This is a genomic window from Amycolatopsis sp. NPDC033938 (assembly GCF_055575975.1).
Genome location: NZ_JBVIRO010000032.1, coordinates 1 through 14,747 on the forward strand (window position 1 = coordinate 1; position 14,747 = coordinate 14,747).

General features: G+C 68.4%; 15 protein-coding genes. 6 read left to right on the top strand and 9 right to left on the bottom strand.

The features are described 5' to 3' along the window. Positions 1-192: 192 nt before the first annotated feature. Together mgrA and ACZ5ZX_RS40240 are read right to left on the bottom strand one after the other, a co-directional pair. On the bottom strand, positions 193-1,224 hold the full coding sequence (gene mgrA / locus ACZ5ZX_RS40235) for an L-glyceraldehyde 3-phosphate reductase (RefSeq protein ID WP_465507258.1): 1,032 nt from the start codon (positions 1,222-1,224) through the stop codon (positions 193-195). Next, positions 1,221-2,192, bottom strand: coding sequence for a helix-turn-helix transcriptional regulator (locus ACZ5ZX_RS40240; protein WP_465507259.1), 972 nt, complete (start codon positions 2,190-2,192; stop codon positions 1,221-1,223). Before ACZ5ZX_RS40240 ends, mgrA begins: the two co-directional genes overlap by 4 nt. Before the next feature lie 62 nt (positions 2,193-2,254). On the opposite strand from ACZ5ZX_RS40240, the gene ACZ5ZX_RS40245 reads away from it, so the two are divergent. Genes ACZ5ZX_RS40245 through ACZ5ZX_RS40255 form a run of 3 tightly spaced genes read left to right on the top strand, consistent with a single transcriptional unit; the run spans position 2,255 to position 5,952 of the window. Continuing rightward, the gene (locus ACZ5ZX_RS40245; RefSeq protein WP_465507260.1) at positions 2,255-3,700 is read left to right on the top strand and encodes an MFS transporter; all 1,446 of its coding nucleotides are present in this window, start codon (positions 2,255-2,257) and stop codon (positions 3,698-3,700) included. Between the two features lie 21 nt (positions 3,701-3,721). Continuing rightward, positions 3,722-4,603, top strand: coding sequence for an AAA family ATPase (locus ACZ5ZX_RS40250; protein ID WP_465507261.1), 882 nt, complete (start codon positions 3,722-3,724; stop codon positions 4,601-4,603). Beyond that, a complete protein-coding gene (locus ACZ5ZX_RS40255; protein WP_465507262.1) occupies positions 4,600-5,952 on the top strand; it encodes a vWA domain-containing protein in 1,353 nt (450 codons plus the stop codon). The genes ACZ5ZX_RS40250 and ACZ5ZX_RS40255 overlap by 4 nt, the downstream gene beginning before the upstream one ends. Here the strand turns inward: ACZ5ZX_RS40255 and ACZ5ZX_RS40260 are convergent. After that, positions 5,949-6,770 (bottom strand): lytic transglycosylase domain-containing protein, encoded by an 822-nt coding sequence (locus tag ACZ5ZX_RS40260; RefSeq protein ID WP_465507263.1) that lies wholly within the window; start codon positions 6,768-6,770, stop codon positions 5,949-5,951. The two genes, ACZ5ZX_RS40255 and ACZ5ZX_RS40260, sit on opposite strands and share 4 nt — an antisense overlap. A gap of 48 nt (positions 6,771-6,818) precedes the next feature. Beyond that, positions 6,819-7,793 (bottom strand): adenosine deaminase, encoded by a 975-nt coding sequence (gene add / locus ACZ5ZX_RS40265; protein WP_465507264.1) that lies wholly within the window; start codon positions 7,791-7,793, stop codon positions 6,819-6,821. Between the two features lie 162 nt (positions 7,794-7,955). Here add and ACZ5ZX_RS40270 point away from each other — a divergent pair, with 162 nt between their 5' ends. Further along, complete coding sequence (locus tag ACZ5ZX_RS40270) at positions 7,956-8,174, top strand: antitoxin (protein WP_016335889.1); 219 nt, start codon at positions 7,956-7,958, stop codon at positions 8,172-8,174. Here the strand turns inward: ACZ5ZX_RS40270 and recQ are convergent. Together recQ and ACZ5ZX_RS40280 are read right to left on the bottom strand one after the other, a co-directional pair. After that, positions 8,171-10,006 (bottom strand): DNA helicase RecQ, encoded by a 1,836-nt coding sequence (recQ, locus tag ACZ5ZX_RS40275; RefSeq protein WP_465507265.1) that lies wholly within the window; start codon positions 10,004-10,006, stop codon positions 8,171-8,173. The two genes, ACZ5ZX_RS40270 and recQ, sit on opposite strands and share 4 nt — an antisense overlap. A 10-nt stretch (positions 10,007-10,016) precedes the next feature. Next, positions 10,017-10,367 (bottom strand): ArsR/SmtB family transcription factor, encoded by a 351-nt coding sequence (locus ACZ5ZX_RS40280; protein ID WP_465507266.1) that lies wholly within the window; start codon positions 10,365-10,367, stop codon positions 10,017-10,019. 99 nt (positions 10,368-10,466) lie between these two features. On the opposite strand from ACZ5ZX_RS40280, the gene ACZ5ZX_RS40285 reads away from it, so the two are divergent. Further along, positions 10,467-10,979, top strand: a complete 513-nt coding sequence (locus ACZ5ZX_RS40285) for a mycothiol transferase (RefSeq protein WP_465507267.1) — start codon at positions 10,467-10,469, stop codon at positions 10,977-10,979. Between the two features lie 57 nt (positions 10,980-11,036). Further along, a complete protein-coding gene (locus ACZ5ZX_RS40290) occupies positions 11,037-11,582 on the top strand; it encodes a hypothetical protein (RefSeq protein ID WP_465507268.1) in 546 nt (181 codons plus the stop codon). A 26-nt stretch (positions 11,583-11,608) separates the two neighbouring features. On the opposite strand, the gene ACZ5ZX_RS40295 is transcribed toward ACZ5ZX_RS40290, so the two are convergent. From ACZ5ZX_RS40295 to ACZ5ZX_RS40305, 3 genes are read right to left on the bottom strand one after another with little or no spacing between them, the layout of a single operon-like run. Then, positions 11,609-12,490 carry a hypothetical protein gene (locus ACZ5ZX_RS40295; protein ID WP_465507269.1) on the bottom strand — a complete coding sequence of 294 codons (882 nt, stop codon included), beginning with the start codon at positions 12,488-12,490 and terminating at the stop codon, positions 11,609-11,611. Positions 12,491-12,512: 22 nt separating this feature from the next. After that, positions 12,513-13,112: a GTP cyclohydrolase II gene (locus ACZ5ZX_RS40300; protein WP_465507270.1), complete on the bottom strand. Its 600-nt coding sequence runs from the start codon at positions 13,110-13,112 to the stop codon at positions 12,513-12,515. Further along, the gene (locus ACZ5ZX_RS40305; RefSeq protein WP_465507271.1) at positions 13,105-14,595 is read right to left on the bottom strand and encodes a PfkB family carbohydrate kinase; all 1,491 of its coding nucleotides are present in this window, start codon (positions 14,593-14,595) and stop codon (positions 13,105-13,107) included. The genes ACZ5ZX_RS40300 and ACZ5ZX_RS40305 overlap by 8 nt, the downstream gene beginning before the upstream one ends. Positions 14,596-14,747: the final 152 nt, after the last annotated feature.

The following is a 14,747-nucleotide window of genomic DNA, read 5'->3' on the forward strand; positions in this document are numbered from 1 at the left end:
CACCGTCCACACCAGACCCCCGGGTTGCGCGTCATGCCCCCCTGCCTTCGGATGTGCGTTTCTATGTTGGCCTCCACGCGCACGACCCCCGTCAAGGTAGTGAAGGCCTCCTTCCCTACCTTGAGGGTAGGTAAGGAGGCCTTCACGGCAGTGAGCCGATCAAGCCACGTCGACTTACCTTTCAAATAGCCATCACGCGTCGGTGGACCGCTTCCACAGGTTGATGTCGGCTTCGGTGGCGTAGCGGTCGATCTCGGCCAGTTCTTCGTTGGTGAAATGCAGGTTCTTCAGCGCGCCGACGTTGTCCTCCAGCTGCGCCACACTGCTCGCGCCGATCAGCACCGACGTCATCCGCGGGTCGCGCAGGCCCCACGCGAGCGCGAGCTGCGCCAGCGTCTGCCCGCGCCGCTGGGCGATCTCGTTCAACGCTCGGATCTTTCCGAGAGTGTTCTCGGTGATCGTCTCCGGGTTGAGCGATTTCCCTTGTGCCGCGCGGGAATTCTCCGGAATTCCGTTGAGGTAGCGGCTCGTGAGCATGCCCTGCGCCAGCGGCGAGAACGCGATGCAGCCCGCGCCTTCGGCTTCGAGGGTGTCGAGCAGTTTGTCGCCTTCGAGCCACCGGTTGAACATCGAGTACGACGGCTGGTGGATCAGCAGCGGCGTACCAAGTTCCCGCAGGAGCCGGGCGGCTTCGGCGGTCTTCTCCGACGAGTACGACGAGATGCCGACGTAGAGCGCGCGTCCGGAGCGGACGGCGGTGTCGAGCGCGCCGACGGTCTCTTCGAGCGGGGTCTCCGGGTCGAAGCGGTGTGAGTAGAAGATGTCGACGTAGTCCAGGCCCATCCGGCCGAGCGATTGGTCCAAAGAGGACAGCAGGTACTTGCGCGAGCCCCATTCGCCGTACGGGCCGGGCCACATGTCGTAGCCTGCCTTGGTCGAAATGACCAGTTCGTCGCGGTACGGCTTGAAGTCCGATGCCAGCAGCCTGCCGAAGTTCTCCTCGGCCGAACCGTAGGGCGGCCCGTAGTTGTTGGCGAGGTCGAAATGGGTGATGCCCAGATCGAACGCCCGCCGCGCGATGTCCCGCTGGGTGCCCAGCGGTTTGTCGTGCCCGAAGTTGTGCCACAGGCCCAGCGAGATCGCGGGCAGCTTCAGTCCGCTGCGCCCGGTGCGGCGGTACGGGATGCTCTCGTATCGGCCCTCGGCCGCGACATAGGTGCTCACGAGCCCGATGCTAGCTGTCCGGACGCCCTTGAGAAGAGCGCGGCGACCGAGCCCAAGTGATCTTTGAAGGCCGAAGGCCGCTCGACCTCGAAGGGCGCGCCGATGGCGGCGAGGATCAGCACGGGCCAGTCGAAGGTGTCGACGTTCATCGTGAGGCGGCAGGACTCCTCGTCGATGGCTTCGAGCGCGCCGCCGAGATACCGCACCGCCGCTTCGACCTCGGCTTTCGGCGCGTCGACCCGGACCGTCAACGTATGCGTGGTCGGCCTGGCCTTGATCTGCGCTTCGACGAATTTCACCGCGTCGCCGCCGGGGATCTCCCGCGGCCGGTAGCGGGCACCGGTGGTGCGCGGCTCGCTGAGCCTGTCGACACGGAAGGTGCGCCAGTCGACCCTGTCGAGGTCCCACGCCACCAGGTACCACCGGCGGCCGAGTGAGACGAGCCGGTGCGGCTCGACCAGCCGCGCGGACTCCTCGCCACCTCGTGCCGCGTAGTCGAACTTCAGCCGCTCGTCGTCCCGGCAAGCCTGCGCGATCACCGTCAGGCTGGCCGCGTTGACGCGGGGACCCGTGACGGCCGCCGGTGTCGTGTACGCCTGGAGCGCGTCGACGCGTCTGCGCAGCCGGGGCGGCATCACCTGGACGACCTTCGTCAGCGCCCGGACCGACGTCTCCTCGATGCCCTCGACCGAGCCGCTCGCCGCCGTCCGCAGGCCGACCGCGATCGCCACGGCCTCCTCGTCGTCCAGCAACAGCGGCGGCATGACCGTGCCCGACCTCAGCTGGTAGCCGCCCGCGACGCCGCGGCTGGCGTTGACCGGATAGCCCAGCTCACGGAGCCGTTCGACGTCGCGTCTCAGTGTCCGCTCGCTCACTTCGAGCTTGTCGCTCAGTTCGGTTCCCGACCAGAAGCGGTGTGTCTGCAGCAGGGACAGCAGCCGCAGCATCCGCGCACTCGTATTCGCCATGAATCCAGATTCGCTCCGATTCCGGTCAGAAAGTGGCCGGAATTGACTTTAGCGTTGTCCCCATGACGATGACAGTGGACACCCCGAGCGTCGTGACCTCGGAAAACACCCTCGCGGCAACGCCGTATCGCTGGCGCTGGCCCGCGCTGTTCGTGATCCTGACCGGTTCGGTCATGGAGCTGCTCGACATGACGGTCACGAGCATCGCCGGACCGGTCATGCGGGCCTCGCTCGGCGGCGGGACGGCGATGATCCAGTGGCTCGGCGTCGCCTACACCCTCGCGATGGTGTCCGGTCTGCTCACCGGCGGACGGCTCGGCGACATCTTCGGCCGCAAGCGCATGTTCCTCATCGGCGCGATCGGCTTCGTCGCCGGTTCGCTGCTCTGCGCGATCGCCGTGAGCCCCGAAATGATCATCACCGCGCGGGTGGTGCAGGGCCTGTTCGGCGCCGCGATGGTCCCGCAGGGCCTCGGCATGATGAAGGAGATGTTCTCCGGCAAGGAGCTGCAGTCCGCGTTCGGCATGTTCGGCCCCGTCATGGGGCTCGCCGCGATCGGCGGCCCGATCCTCGCGGGCTGGCTGGTCGACGCCGACCTCTTCGGCACCGGCTGGCGGATGATCTTCCTGATCAACCTCCCGATCGGCGCGCTCGCCGTGCTCGCCGCGCTGAAGTTCCTGCCGGGGTCCCGTTCCGGCGGTTCGCTCACCCTCGACATCCCCGGTGCGCTGCTCGCCACGACCGGTGCGCTGCTGATCGTCTTCCCGCTGGTCCAGGGCCGCGAGTACGGCTGGCCGCTGTGGACGTTCGCGATGATGGCGGCCGCGATCGGCGTGTTCGCGGTCTTCGCCTGGTTCGAGAAGCGCAAGAGCCGTCGCGGCGGTGCCCCGCTGGTCGAACCGAGCCTGTTCCGCAAACGCAGCTTCCTCGCCGGGATGGCGACCGGGACGATCTACTTCGCGGCGTTCTCCGGCTTCGGTCTCGTGTTCACGTTGTACCTGCAGCTCGGGCTCGGTTTCTCCCCGCTCAAGGCCGGGTTGACCGGGGTGCCGATGTCGCTCGGGATGATCGTCGGGATGGGCCTGGTGCAGGTGGTGCGCAAGCACGGCCGCAAGGTGCTGCACACCGGCGCGCTGATCATGGCCGCGGGCGTGGTCGCGCTGCTGCTGCTCCTCGGCCCGGGAACCGGTCCGTGGCTGATCGCCCCCGCGTTGCTGGTGGTCGGGGTCGGTTCCGGGCTGATCATGGGGCCGTACTTCGAGATCGCGCTGTCCGGAGTGGAGCCGCCGGAGGCAGGATCGGCGTCCGGCGCGCTGACCTCGCTTCAGCAGGTCGGTGGCGCGCTGGGGATGGCGCTGCTCGGCACGGTGTTCTTCGACGCGGGCACCGCCGACCCGACGGACGCGGCGCGGCGGACGTTCTGGGTGGTCGCGGTGATGGTGCTGCTCACCTTCGCGGTCGGGTTCCTGCTGCCCAAGCGGATCCGCGACGTAGAGTCGGCCGGGTAGGCGATCGAGCTGGGAGGCCGCGTGGCTGGGACCGGGTACTTCACATCCGTCGAAGACGTGACGGCGAAGCTCGCCGACACCGGCTACCTGGCCTCCGCGGCCGTCGCCACCACGGTGTTCCTCGCGGACGCCCTCGGCAAGCCGTTGCTGATCGAGGGCCCCGCGGGGGTCGGCAAAACCGAACTGGCCAAGGCGGTCGCGGAGGCGAGCGGCTCCCGGCTCGTGCGGCTTCAATGCTACGAAGGCGTCGACGAGTCCCGCGCGCTGTACGAGTGGAACCACGCGAAGCAGCTCCTCCGGATCACCGCCGGCAAGGACGAGACGTGGGACGAAGCCCGCAACGACATCTTCGGTGAGGAATTCCTGCTGGCGCGGCCGCTGCTGACGGCGATCAAGGGCGACGAGCCGACCGTCCTGCTCATCGACGAGACCGACAAGGCCGACGTCGAGATCGAGGGCCTGTTGCTGGAGGTCCTCGGCGACTTCCAGATCACCGTCCCGGAACTCGGCACGATCACCGCCGGGCGCAAGCCGTTCGTGGTGCTGACGTCGAACGCGACCCGGGAGCTTTCCGAGGCGCTGCGGCGGCGCTGTCTGTTCCTGCACATCGATTTCCCCGACGCGGCACTGGAACAGCGCATCGTGCGCCTCAAGGTGCCCGGCGTCGACGACGCGCTCGCGGCGTCGGTGATCAAGGTGATCACCGCGCTGCGGGCGATGGAACTGCGGAAGGCGCCGTCGGTCGCGGAAACCATCGACTGGGCCCGCACGCTGCTGGCGCTCGGCGCGGACAGCCTCGGTGAGGACGTCGTCCGCGCGAGCCTCGGTGTCATCCTCAAACATCAGGAAGACGTCGTGAAGGCGGACGCGCGGCTGGAACTCGGCAAGGTCCTCGACTCGTGAGCGGCGTGCCGGGCAGGCTCGTCGAGTTCGTGGAAGCGTTGCGGGAACACGGGATTCCCGCCGGTCCCAGTGAGACGGTCGACGCCGCCGCGGCACTCGAAGTGCTGGGACTGGCCTCCCGCGAGCAGATGCGGGAAGGGCTCGCCGCGGCGCTGGTCCGGCGCGGCGGTCAGCGCGCGGTGTTCGACGCGACCTTCGACATCTACTTCCCGCTCGGCGTCGGCGCGCCGACGCAGGACCCCGTCGAAGATTTGGCCGCGCTGCGGGATCGGCTCGCCTCGGCGCTCGCCGCCAACGATCAGACGGAACTGACGCAACTGGCCGGGCTCGCCGTCGACATGCTGGGGGAGTACGGCAGCGGTACGGCGGGGTCCGGTGGCTGGTCGGCGCACCAGACCCTGGAACGGCTTCAGCCGCAGACGCTCGTGGTCCGCGTGCTCGAAGCGATCCGCGCGGGAGCTTTGAACGATTTCACCGACAGACTCGACCGCGACGACGTCCGCCGCCGGGTCGAGGGCTTCCGTGGCATGGTGCGGACCGAAGCGCGGCGCAGGGTCGCGGAAGTCCGTGGCCGGGAACGGGTTTCGCGGCACGCCGTCCCGCCTGCCGCCGACCGCGTCGACTTCCTGCTGGCCAGCCGCGCGCAACTCGCCGAACTCCGCCGCGTCGTGCAGCCGTTGTCGCGCAAGCTCGCCACCCGGCTGGCCGCTCGCCGCCGACGGCACGCGCGCGGGCAGATCGACCTGCGCCGGACGCTGCGGCGTTCGCTGTCCACCGGCGGCGTCCCGATGCGGCCGTCGTACCGGCGGCACCGGCCCGGGCGCCCGGAAATCGTGCTGCTGTGCGACATGTCGGGCTCGGTGGCCGGATTCGCCAACTTCACCATGCTGCTCGTCCAGGCTCTGCGGGATCAGTTCAGCAAGGTGCGGGTCTTCGCGTTCATCGACGCGTGCGACGAGATCACCCATCTCGTCGACACCGGCGCCGCCGACCCCGAGGATCTCGGCGCGCGGATCCTCGCCGACGCCGAACTCACCCGATGGGACGGTCACAGCGACTACGGACACGCGCTGGGGGAGTTCGCCGAGCGGTACTCGGACGCGGTGGGGCCCAAGACGTCCGTACTGATCCTCGGTGACGCCAGGACCAACGGTGGCGACCCGAATCTGGCTGCCGTGAGGGGAATCGCCGCCGCGGCAAGGCATACGTACTGGCTCAATCCCGAGCGGACCGCGTTGTGGTCCACAGGGGACTCGGAGGCGCACTCCTATGCCGAAGTCGTCGAGGTGCACGAATGCCGGAACGTGCACCAATTGACCAAGCTGGTCACGCGGCTCTTGCCCGCCTAGGGCTTGAGCGCGGCCTTGCCGTAGGCGTCGGCGTTGCTGAACACTTCCTGCCCGTACTGGGCGGAGTTGTTGTACGTCAGCACCGCGTTCCACCAGCCGGTCGGCTTGCCGAGGTCGCCGCCCTTCGCGCACATGTAGCGCGCTGTCGTCATCGCGGCGTCGTCGATGTTCTGCGGGTCCGGCGCGGCGCCGTCACCGCTCGCGCGGACGCCGTACCGCTTCCAGGTGGCGGGCAGGAACTGCATCGGGCCGACCGCGCGATCCCACTTCGGGTCGCCGTCGAGGGCGCCCTTGTCGGTGTCGACGACGGCCAGCACACCTGGCGAGCCGTCGAGCGGGATGCCGATGATCGGCGGGGTCACGACGCCGTCTTCGCCGGCGCGGGAGCCGTCATGCCGGGCGTGCTGCGACTCGGTCCGGCCGATCCCGGCGATGGTCGCCCAGGTGATTCCGCAGCGAGGCGTGGTGGACGCGGTCTTCTCGGCCGCGTTCACATAGGCGCGCAGCACGCGCGAAGGGACGTCCGTGTTCTCCGACACCTTTGCGATCCAGGCGTCCTTCGCGGGCTCGGCGGGCAGCGGTCCGGCGTCACCGGGGATCGCCGAACGCGGCGCGGGCTTGAGCGCGGGAACGACGAATTCGGGTTTGACCGGCACCGGCTCGCGGTCGCTGATGCTGACCACCACCCAGACGGCACCGGCCACGAGGGCGCCCACGACCAGCAGCGCGAGCATCACGCAGCCACGCGGGCCGCGCTTCTTGGGCGCCGGTTGCCACTGGTCCATCAGGTCCAGGGTCGAAGGGGACGAAGCGGTCACCGGTTCCACGGTACGTGACGCTTGTGGAGAAGTTGTGAAGCCCACGCGTCAGGCGAGCCAGGCGTCGATCTCCTGATGGATCGAGCGCTTCAGGTCGGCGGGCGCGAAGGACGCGTCGACGGAAGCCCGTGCGAGACGCGCGAGCGCGAGGTCGTCGTAGTCGAACGCCTCCCGGGTCCGCAGGAACTCGTCGGTCAGCGTGGTCCCGGTGACCGACGGGACGTCGGTGCTGAGGGTGACCACGAGTCCGGCGTCGACCAGCCGGGGAAGCGGATGCTCTTCGAACGACGGCACGAGCCCGAGCGTCACGTTCGACGACGGGCAGACCTCCAGCGCGATACCGCGTTCCCGCACCTCGGCGACCAGGGCGACGTCTTCCAGGATCCGGATGCCGTGTCCGATCCGTTCGCTGTGCCCGAGGTCGAGCGCTTCGCGGATGCTGTCCGGGCCCGCGTCCTCCCCGGCGTGGTGGATCAGATGCAGTCCGGCCTCCTCGGCCTCGTCACAGATCCCCGCGAACGGCGCGAGCGGATACTTCTCCTCGCCCGCAAGGCCGATCGCGATCACTCCGTCCGGGGCGTACCGGCGGGCGAGGTCGAGGGTGCGGCGCGCGCGTTCGATCGACCGGCGGCGCGAATGGTCCAGGATCACCCGGGTGGTCAGCCCGTGTTCGGCCGCGCCGATCGAGAGTCCTTTGAGGACGGACGCGAGCGGCATGTCCGGCTCGCCGAGCCGTTCGCCGTGTGCCGCCGCCGTGAAGGTGACCTCGGCGTAGCGGACGCCGTCCGCGACCTGGTCCTCGCAGAACTCGCGCGCCACCCGTTCGAAGTCCTCCGGCCGCCGCAGACAGGAGCGGATCAGCCCGTTGTAGTCACCGAACGCGCGGAATCCGTCGAACACGGGTTGTTCGGCGGGGACGGCGACGTCGTTCGCGTCACCGAGGTCACGGAGCGTGTCCGGCCGGATAGTGCTTTCGAGATGGACGTGCAGATGCGCCTTGGGCAGCAGCGAAAGATCCCGCATGAGCCCGAACCTAGCGCTACCGGCCCCCTCGCGCGCCCCGTTTTCCGGCGGCCCGACCAGCAGGAGTATCCGAAATGAGTGATTTGGCGCGCTACGGGGAACCCGATGACCGTCACCGGTCGTTGAGCAGGACACCAGACGACCCCGAGGAAAGGGACCACAGTGCCTCTACTGCGGAAGTTGACCGCCCTGGCCGGCACCGCCGGGGCCGTGCGCGCCTACGTGCGGAAGAACCCCGAGAAGGTCTCCAAGGTCGTGAACAAGGCCGCGACCTTCGTCGACCACAAGACGAAGGGCAAGTACCACAGCCAGATCGACGGTGCGGTACGCAAGGTCGACGGGATGACCGGACGGCCGCCCCGTCGCCCCTACGAGCACTAGTTCCCGGCTGAGAGCGTCTCGAGGATCTGCTCGCCGTACTTCGCGAGCTTGTTCTCACCGACGCCGCTGACCGTACCCAGCTCCTGCAGCGTGGCGGGCCGTTTGGTGGCGATCTGACGCAGGGTCGCGTCGTGAAAGATCACATACGCGGGCACTCCCTGCTCCTTCGCCGCCGCGGCCCGCCACGAACGCAGCAGTTCGAACACCGGTGCCGCTTCGGCGGGCATGTCGGCGGCCGCGGCCTTCTTCGAGCTGGACCGGGCCGCCGCCTTGGCCGCCCGCTCCGGCTCGCGCCGTAGCTGGACCTTCCGTTGCCCGTTCAGGACCTCGGCGCTGCCCTCGGTGAGCACGAGCGAGCCGTAGTCGCCTTCGACGGCGGCGAGTCCCTGCGCGAGCAGTTGCCGGACGACGGCCCGCCACTCGGGTTCCTTCAGTTCCGTGCCGATCCCGAAGACCTTCAGTGAATCGTGCCGGTGCTGCGTCACCTTCGGCGTCGACTTGCCGAGCAGGATGTCGATGATCTGCCCCGCACCGAACTTCTGCCGCCGCTCGTTCTGCAACCGGACGATGGTGGAGAGGAGTTTCTGCGCCGGGATCGTGCCGTCCCAGGTTTCCGGCGGCGCCAGGCAGGTGTCGCAGTTGCCGCACGGCTCGCTTCGCTGCCCGAAGTAGCTCAGCACCTGCACTCGACGGCATTCGACCGTCTCGCACAAGGCCAGCATCGCGTTGAGGTGGGCGCTCAGCTGCCGCTTGTACGCCTCGGCCCCCTCCGACATGTCGATCATCTTGCGCTGCTGAACGACGTCCTGGAGGCCGTACGCCAGCCAAGCCGTCGACGGCAGCCCGTCCCGGCCCGCGCGGCCTGTCTCCTGGTAGTAGCCCTCGATCGACTTCGGCAGGTCCAAATGCGCGACGAACCGCACGTCCGGTTTGTCGATGCCCATCCCGAACGCGATCGTCGCGACGACGATCAGCCCGTCCTCGCGCAGGAACCGCGACTGATGCTTCGCCCTCGTCCGCGCGTCCAGCCCCGCGTGATAGGGCACCGCCGGAATCCCGTTCTCCACCAGGAAGTCCGCGGTCTTCTCCACCGAGTTCCGGGACAGGCAGTAGACGATCCCCGCGTCACCCTTGTGCTCGGTGCGCAGCAGTTCCAGCAGCTGGCGCTGCGGTGAGTTCTTGCCGACGATCCGATACTGGATGTTCGGCCGGTCGAAACTCGCGACGAAATGCCGTGCGTCCTCGAGGTTGAGCCGGGACGCGATCTCGGCGTGCGTCGTCTTCGTGGCGGTGGCGGTGAGCGCGATCCTCGGCACGTCCGGCCAGCGTTCGTGCACCGCGGACAGCATCAGGTAGTCGGGCCGGAAGTCGTGGCCCCACTGGGAGACACAGTGCGCCTCGTCGATCGCGAACAGCGAGATCTTGCCGCGATCGAGCAGCCGCACCGTCGATTCGACCGACAGCCGTTCCGGTGCCAGGTACAGCAGATCGAGATCACCGGAGAGGAACGCGGCCTCGACCCGGTTGCGCTCGGTGTAGTCCTGCGTCGAGTTGAGGAAACCCGCGCGCACGCCGAGGTTGCGCAGCGCGTCGACCTGGTCCTGCATCAACGCGATCAGCGGCGACACGACCACGCCGACGCCGGGCCGGACGAGGGCGGGGATCTGGTAGCACAGCGATTTCCCGCCGCCGGTGGGCATGAGGACGAGCGCGTCACCGCCTGCGATGACGTGTTCGACGATGGCCTGCTGGTCACCGCGGAAGCTGTCATAGCCGAAGACGCGGTTCAGCGTTTCGAGGGCTTCCGAGGTACCGATGTCGGGGGCTGGCACCCGGCTGATTCTAGGGGCGGGGTCCGACACGTTTTCCGGCGACATCGCGGCGGCCGCGCGCGATCTCCGTGGCGAGCGCGTCGAGCGGCCCGGTCCAGAAGCGCCGGTACTGCTCCAGCCAGCCGTCGATCTCCTTGAGCGGGGCGGGATCCACCGAGTACAGCCGCCGCGTGCCCTCGGCGCGGACGGTGGTGAAGCCGTTCTCGCGCAGGACGCGCAGATGCTGGGAGACCGCGGGCTGCGAGATCCCGAACTCGGCGCGGACCACCGTGGTCACGTCGCCGGAACTCTGTTCCCCGCCCGCCAGCAGTTCCAGGATCCGGCGGCGCACCGGATCCCCGAGGACGTCGAACGCGTGCATCCGGCAACTATCACGGCCTGGGCTTATATAAGTCAAGGTGGTAAGGCAGGGGGCACCTGGCGGTGGCATCGTGGGCGGGAGACGCAGGAAGGGGATTCGATGAAACTGGCCGAAGTGGTGGCCGACGGGTTCGGCCGCGTCCAAGAGGTCGTGCACGCCGCCGTCGACGGGCTGAGTGCCGAGCAGCTGGCGGCGAGCCCGGCGCCGGAGGCGAACACGATCGCCTGGCTGGTCTGGCATCTGGCACGGGTGCAGGACGATCACGTCGCCGATCTCATGGGCACCGAGCAGATCTGGACCTCGCGGGGCTGGCTGGACCGGTTCGGGCTGCCGTTCCCGGCGGCCGACATCGGGTACGGACATCGCCCCGAGGACGTCGAGGCGGTCCGGGTCGACTCCGCCGATCTGCTGACCGGGTACTACGACGAGGTCCACGAGGCGACGACGGCTTGGGTGGCGGGTCTCGACGAAGCCGCTCTCGACCGTATCGTCGACGAGGCGTGGGATCCGCCGGTCACCCTCGGGGTGCGCCTGGTCAGCGTCCTTTCCGACGATCTCCAGCACGCCGGGCAGGCCGCGTACGTCCGGGGACTCGTACTCCGCGCTGCGTAGGACAGGTGCCGCTCCACGACGGACGACGGGGGCTCCGCGCGCGGAAACACTGGCCGCATGAGTACTTCCACAGTGCGGCGACCGCCGATGACGCTCACCCCGCGGTGGCGGAAACCCGTCCTCGTCGTCCATGTCGTCTCGTCCGTCGGCTGGCTCGGGATCACCCTGGTGAACGCGGTGTTGACCTGCACCTCCGTGTTCACCGGCGACCCTCGTCTCCAGCACGCGGCCATCCTGATGATGGACCGGATCGGCGGTTATCTGCTGCTCCCGGTGAGCCTGATCGCCCTGGTCAGTGGGCTCGTGCTCAGCGTCGGCACGAAATGGGGGCTGATCCGGTACAAATGGGTCGCGATCAAACTGGTGCTGACGCTGGTCGCGGTAGGGCTGACCCTGTTCTCGCTGCTGCCGGGGCTCCGGGAACTCGCCGCGCTCACCGAGTCCACTGTGGACGGAGTGTTCGTCGAGATGGGACGGCGTCCGGACGGGTTCTATCCGATCATCGTGTCCACGACGATGTATCTGACGATGACCGTGCTGTCGGTGTACAAGCCGGGTGGGAAGACGCCGTACGGGCGGCGGGTGACCGCCGTCGCCCGATAGCCGCCCGGAACACCGCCCACGGCACTCTAGAACCGTTCGAGTTCCTCGTCGATCCGCTTCGCTTCAGAGCGCAGATCGTCCAAAGTGGTCTGGGCGGCGGTGGTCTCGCCGTTCGCCGCCTCTTCCTCGAGTTCGGCGTCGGCGAGCCGACGCCGGAGATCGTTCGCCTTCTCCGTGCTCTTCTCGGCGCGGCGTTCGGCGCGAGCGAGGTCGATTTCCGCTTGCTTGCAGGCTTTCGCGAGGTCGGCCGCCTCGCGCCGGAGCCGGTTGAACTCCGCCACCCGCTTCTGTTCGCGTTCGGCCTCTTCGCGGGCCTTCGCGGTCCGCTCCTCTTCGGCCTTCGACGCGGCGTCAGCGGCGGCCTTCTGCTTCGCCTTCCGCCGATCGTCCAAATGCGACACGGTGGCGGGCTTTTCCCGCTCCGGGACCGGTTCCCGCTTCGGTCGCGGGGCGAACCCGCTCGTCAGCCACTGGTCGCCCGCGCTGTCCGCGCCGGTGCTCAGCCGTCCGGCCAAGGCCAGCGCCGCCACTTCCGGGTCGGCCACGACGGCTTCGAGGGTCGCTTCGACTTCGCGGGCGACCGGTTCGCTCATCGAGCGTTCGTCGTGCAGGACCTGGTTCACCAGTTCCTGACGCCGCCGGGTGAGTTTGCGCAGTTCCGCTCCGGCCAGCGCCGAATGCGCCTTGCGCAGCTCTTCGCCCAGCTGTGCCAGTTCCTTCAGTTCGGGGGAATCCGCCCGGCGGTTGAGGATCGTGGCCGCGAGCGTGGGCTTCCGCAGCGCGCGGATACGTTCGGCCAAGGCGGCGTCACCCGCCGCTTTGGCCTCTTTCGCCCGCTGGTTGCGCACCTTGACGAACTCGGCCGGATCGCCGGCGTAGAGCTCGTCCGCGACCTCGTCGAAGTCCATCGTCCTCCGCGGATCCGGTGGCTCAGCTGTCGGTCAGGCTCGGGATCAGGTGGCCTTGCTCGCGCTTGGCCTCCAGGTACGCGCGAGCCGAGTCACTCACCGGCACGATCGACGGCTCACGTTTGACGATGATCCCACGGGACTCCAGCGCCTTCACCTTTTCGGGATTGTTGGTCAGCAGGGTGACCCGGGTCAAGCCCAGGCTTTCCAGCAGATCGGCGGCGGCCGCGTAGTCGCGGGAGTCGGCGGGAAGGTGCAGCGCGCGGTAGCTGGCGAAGGTGTCGGCCTGGTGCAGCTGGCTGTAGACGTATCCGCGTGCCTTGGCGAGCAGGCCGGCTCCGCGCCCCTCCTGGTCGAGGTAGATGATCACGCCGGTACCGGCGGCGGTGATCAGTTCCTTCGCCTGCTGCACCTGGTCGTGGCAGTCGCAGTCGACCGAGCCGAGGATCTCGGAGTAGACGCAGCGCGAATGGATCCTGACCAGGCAATCGTCGGCAGGTTCGCCGTAGATCGCGGCCACCGGCGGATTGTCCGCGGCCGGCTCGTTGTCGAGGACCCGGACCCGGAAACCGGTGCCACCGGTCCGGCTGAGTGAATGCTCGACGAAAAGTTGTTCAGTCATCGGTCTCATGCTCCGGGGTCACCTTGAGGACGCGGTCCACCTGTTGCGCCAGCGGCATCGAATCCGCGACCCCGCCGAACGACTGGGCGGCGGTCATGGCCGCGGTCGCCCATTCGAGATCGGACTGGTCGATCTTGCGATCCTTTTGCAGCAAGCGGTGGATCAACGCGGCGCTGAAGGCCTCCCGCGCTCCGGGGGTGTCCCGCAAGGCGGTCGGGAAGCGGGCGATGTCCGCCCGCAGATGTTCCGACCGCACCATGCAGCCGAATTCTTCGGTGATGCAGACGCCGTGCACGCCGAGCATGAGCAGGCTCGCGGCCAGTGACTCCGTCGTGATCTCGTCGCTGGCCCCCGAAAGAAGCTCGCGGAGCTCCCACTGGGTGCCGACCAGGTAGTCGATGTCGGAGAAATGTTCGTAGAGGAACTGAGGGCTGGCGATCGGCGGGGACGGCCGGACCACGATCAGGGGCTTCTTCTTGAGGCTGCTGACCACTCGCAGCACCTCACGGGTGGCCGCGATGGGCTGTTCGAAGGTGATCACGACGGCGTCCGAGGCTTCGAGCACGCTCCGCAGCGAGTGGGTGTGGAAGTCGGCCGGGTCGAGCCGGATCTCGCCTTCGTTCATCCACGGCAGCAGGACCGCGCCGCCGTTGCGGGTCATGAACACCCCGACCACCGGGGTCTTGGCGTTCGGCACCACCTTGACCAGGTTCAGCCGCATGCCTTCGGTGGTCATGTAGTCCAGCAGCATCTGACCGGGGTCGTCGTCGCCGACCGCGGTGATCATGTGCACGTCCATCCCCAGCCTGGCGTTGGCCACCGCGTGGTTGAGGCCTTTGCCGCCGGGGTGGGTCTCGTAGGAGATCAGCGGGGTCGACGACCCTGGCGAGGGGATGTGGTCCACGACGTAGATGTGGTCGACCACGGCCGAGCCGATCACGCTCACGGTCGCCGCGCGGGTCGTGACGTCCTTCGACGTGCCGGGCTCGGGTAAGGCCACGTCGAGCACGGAACTGCTGACACAGAGTTCGGCCAGCTTGGCGATGGCGGCACTTTCCAGGGTGGAGCGGAGCGCCCGCACGGTCAGATGCCGCTCCGGGACGCTGACGCCGAGTAGCCGGTGAATCGGCTCCCACAGCTCCACGAGACGCTCGCGGCGTTCACCGACGTCGGCCGCGTACAGGGTCTCGATCTCGGGCTCGTCGGGGAACCGCTTCGCGAGCAGGCCGAGGGAGAGTGCCATGTCGACGATCACGAGGTCTTCGGTCGGGAGCTGACCGGCGATCCTCCGCACCGCTTCCAGCGCGGCCTCGGGTTCGGATTTGTCCGTGGTGTTCACGATTTGCCGGACCACCGGGAGATCAAGGATCGGCCGGACCCCGACCTCGGTGGAGCGCAACCTTTCCGCGCTCAGTCCGGTCCGCGTTCGCAGCCTCACGAGGGCGCTGCGGACACCGTCCACGCCGGGCACCGGACCACTCATCGGAATAGATTACTCCGTTCGCATCGGCAGTTGCCATCGCGCTGGGCCTGCTGTGTGGCTATTGCCGCACATTACTCCTGGTAGTTCTCGGCGGGAGCATACCGCCGAGCTCTGGTGGACCGGTCGCGACTCCCTGCAGGGCTTGTTCACTC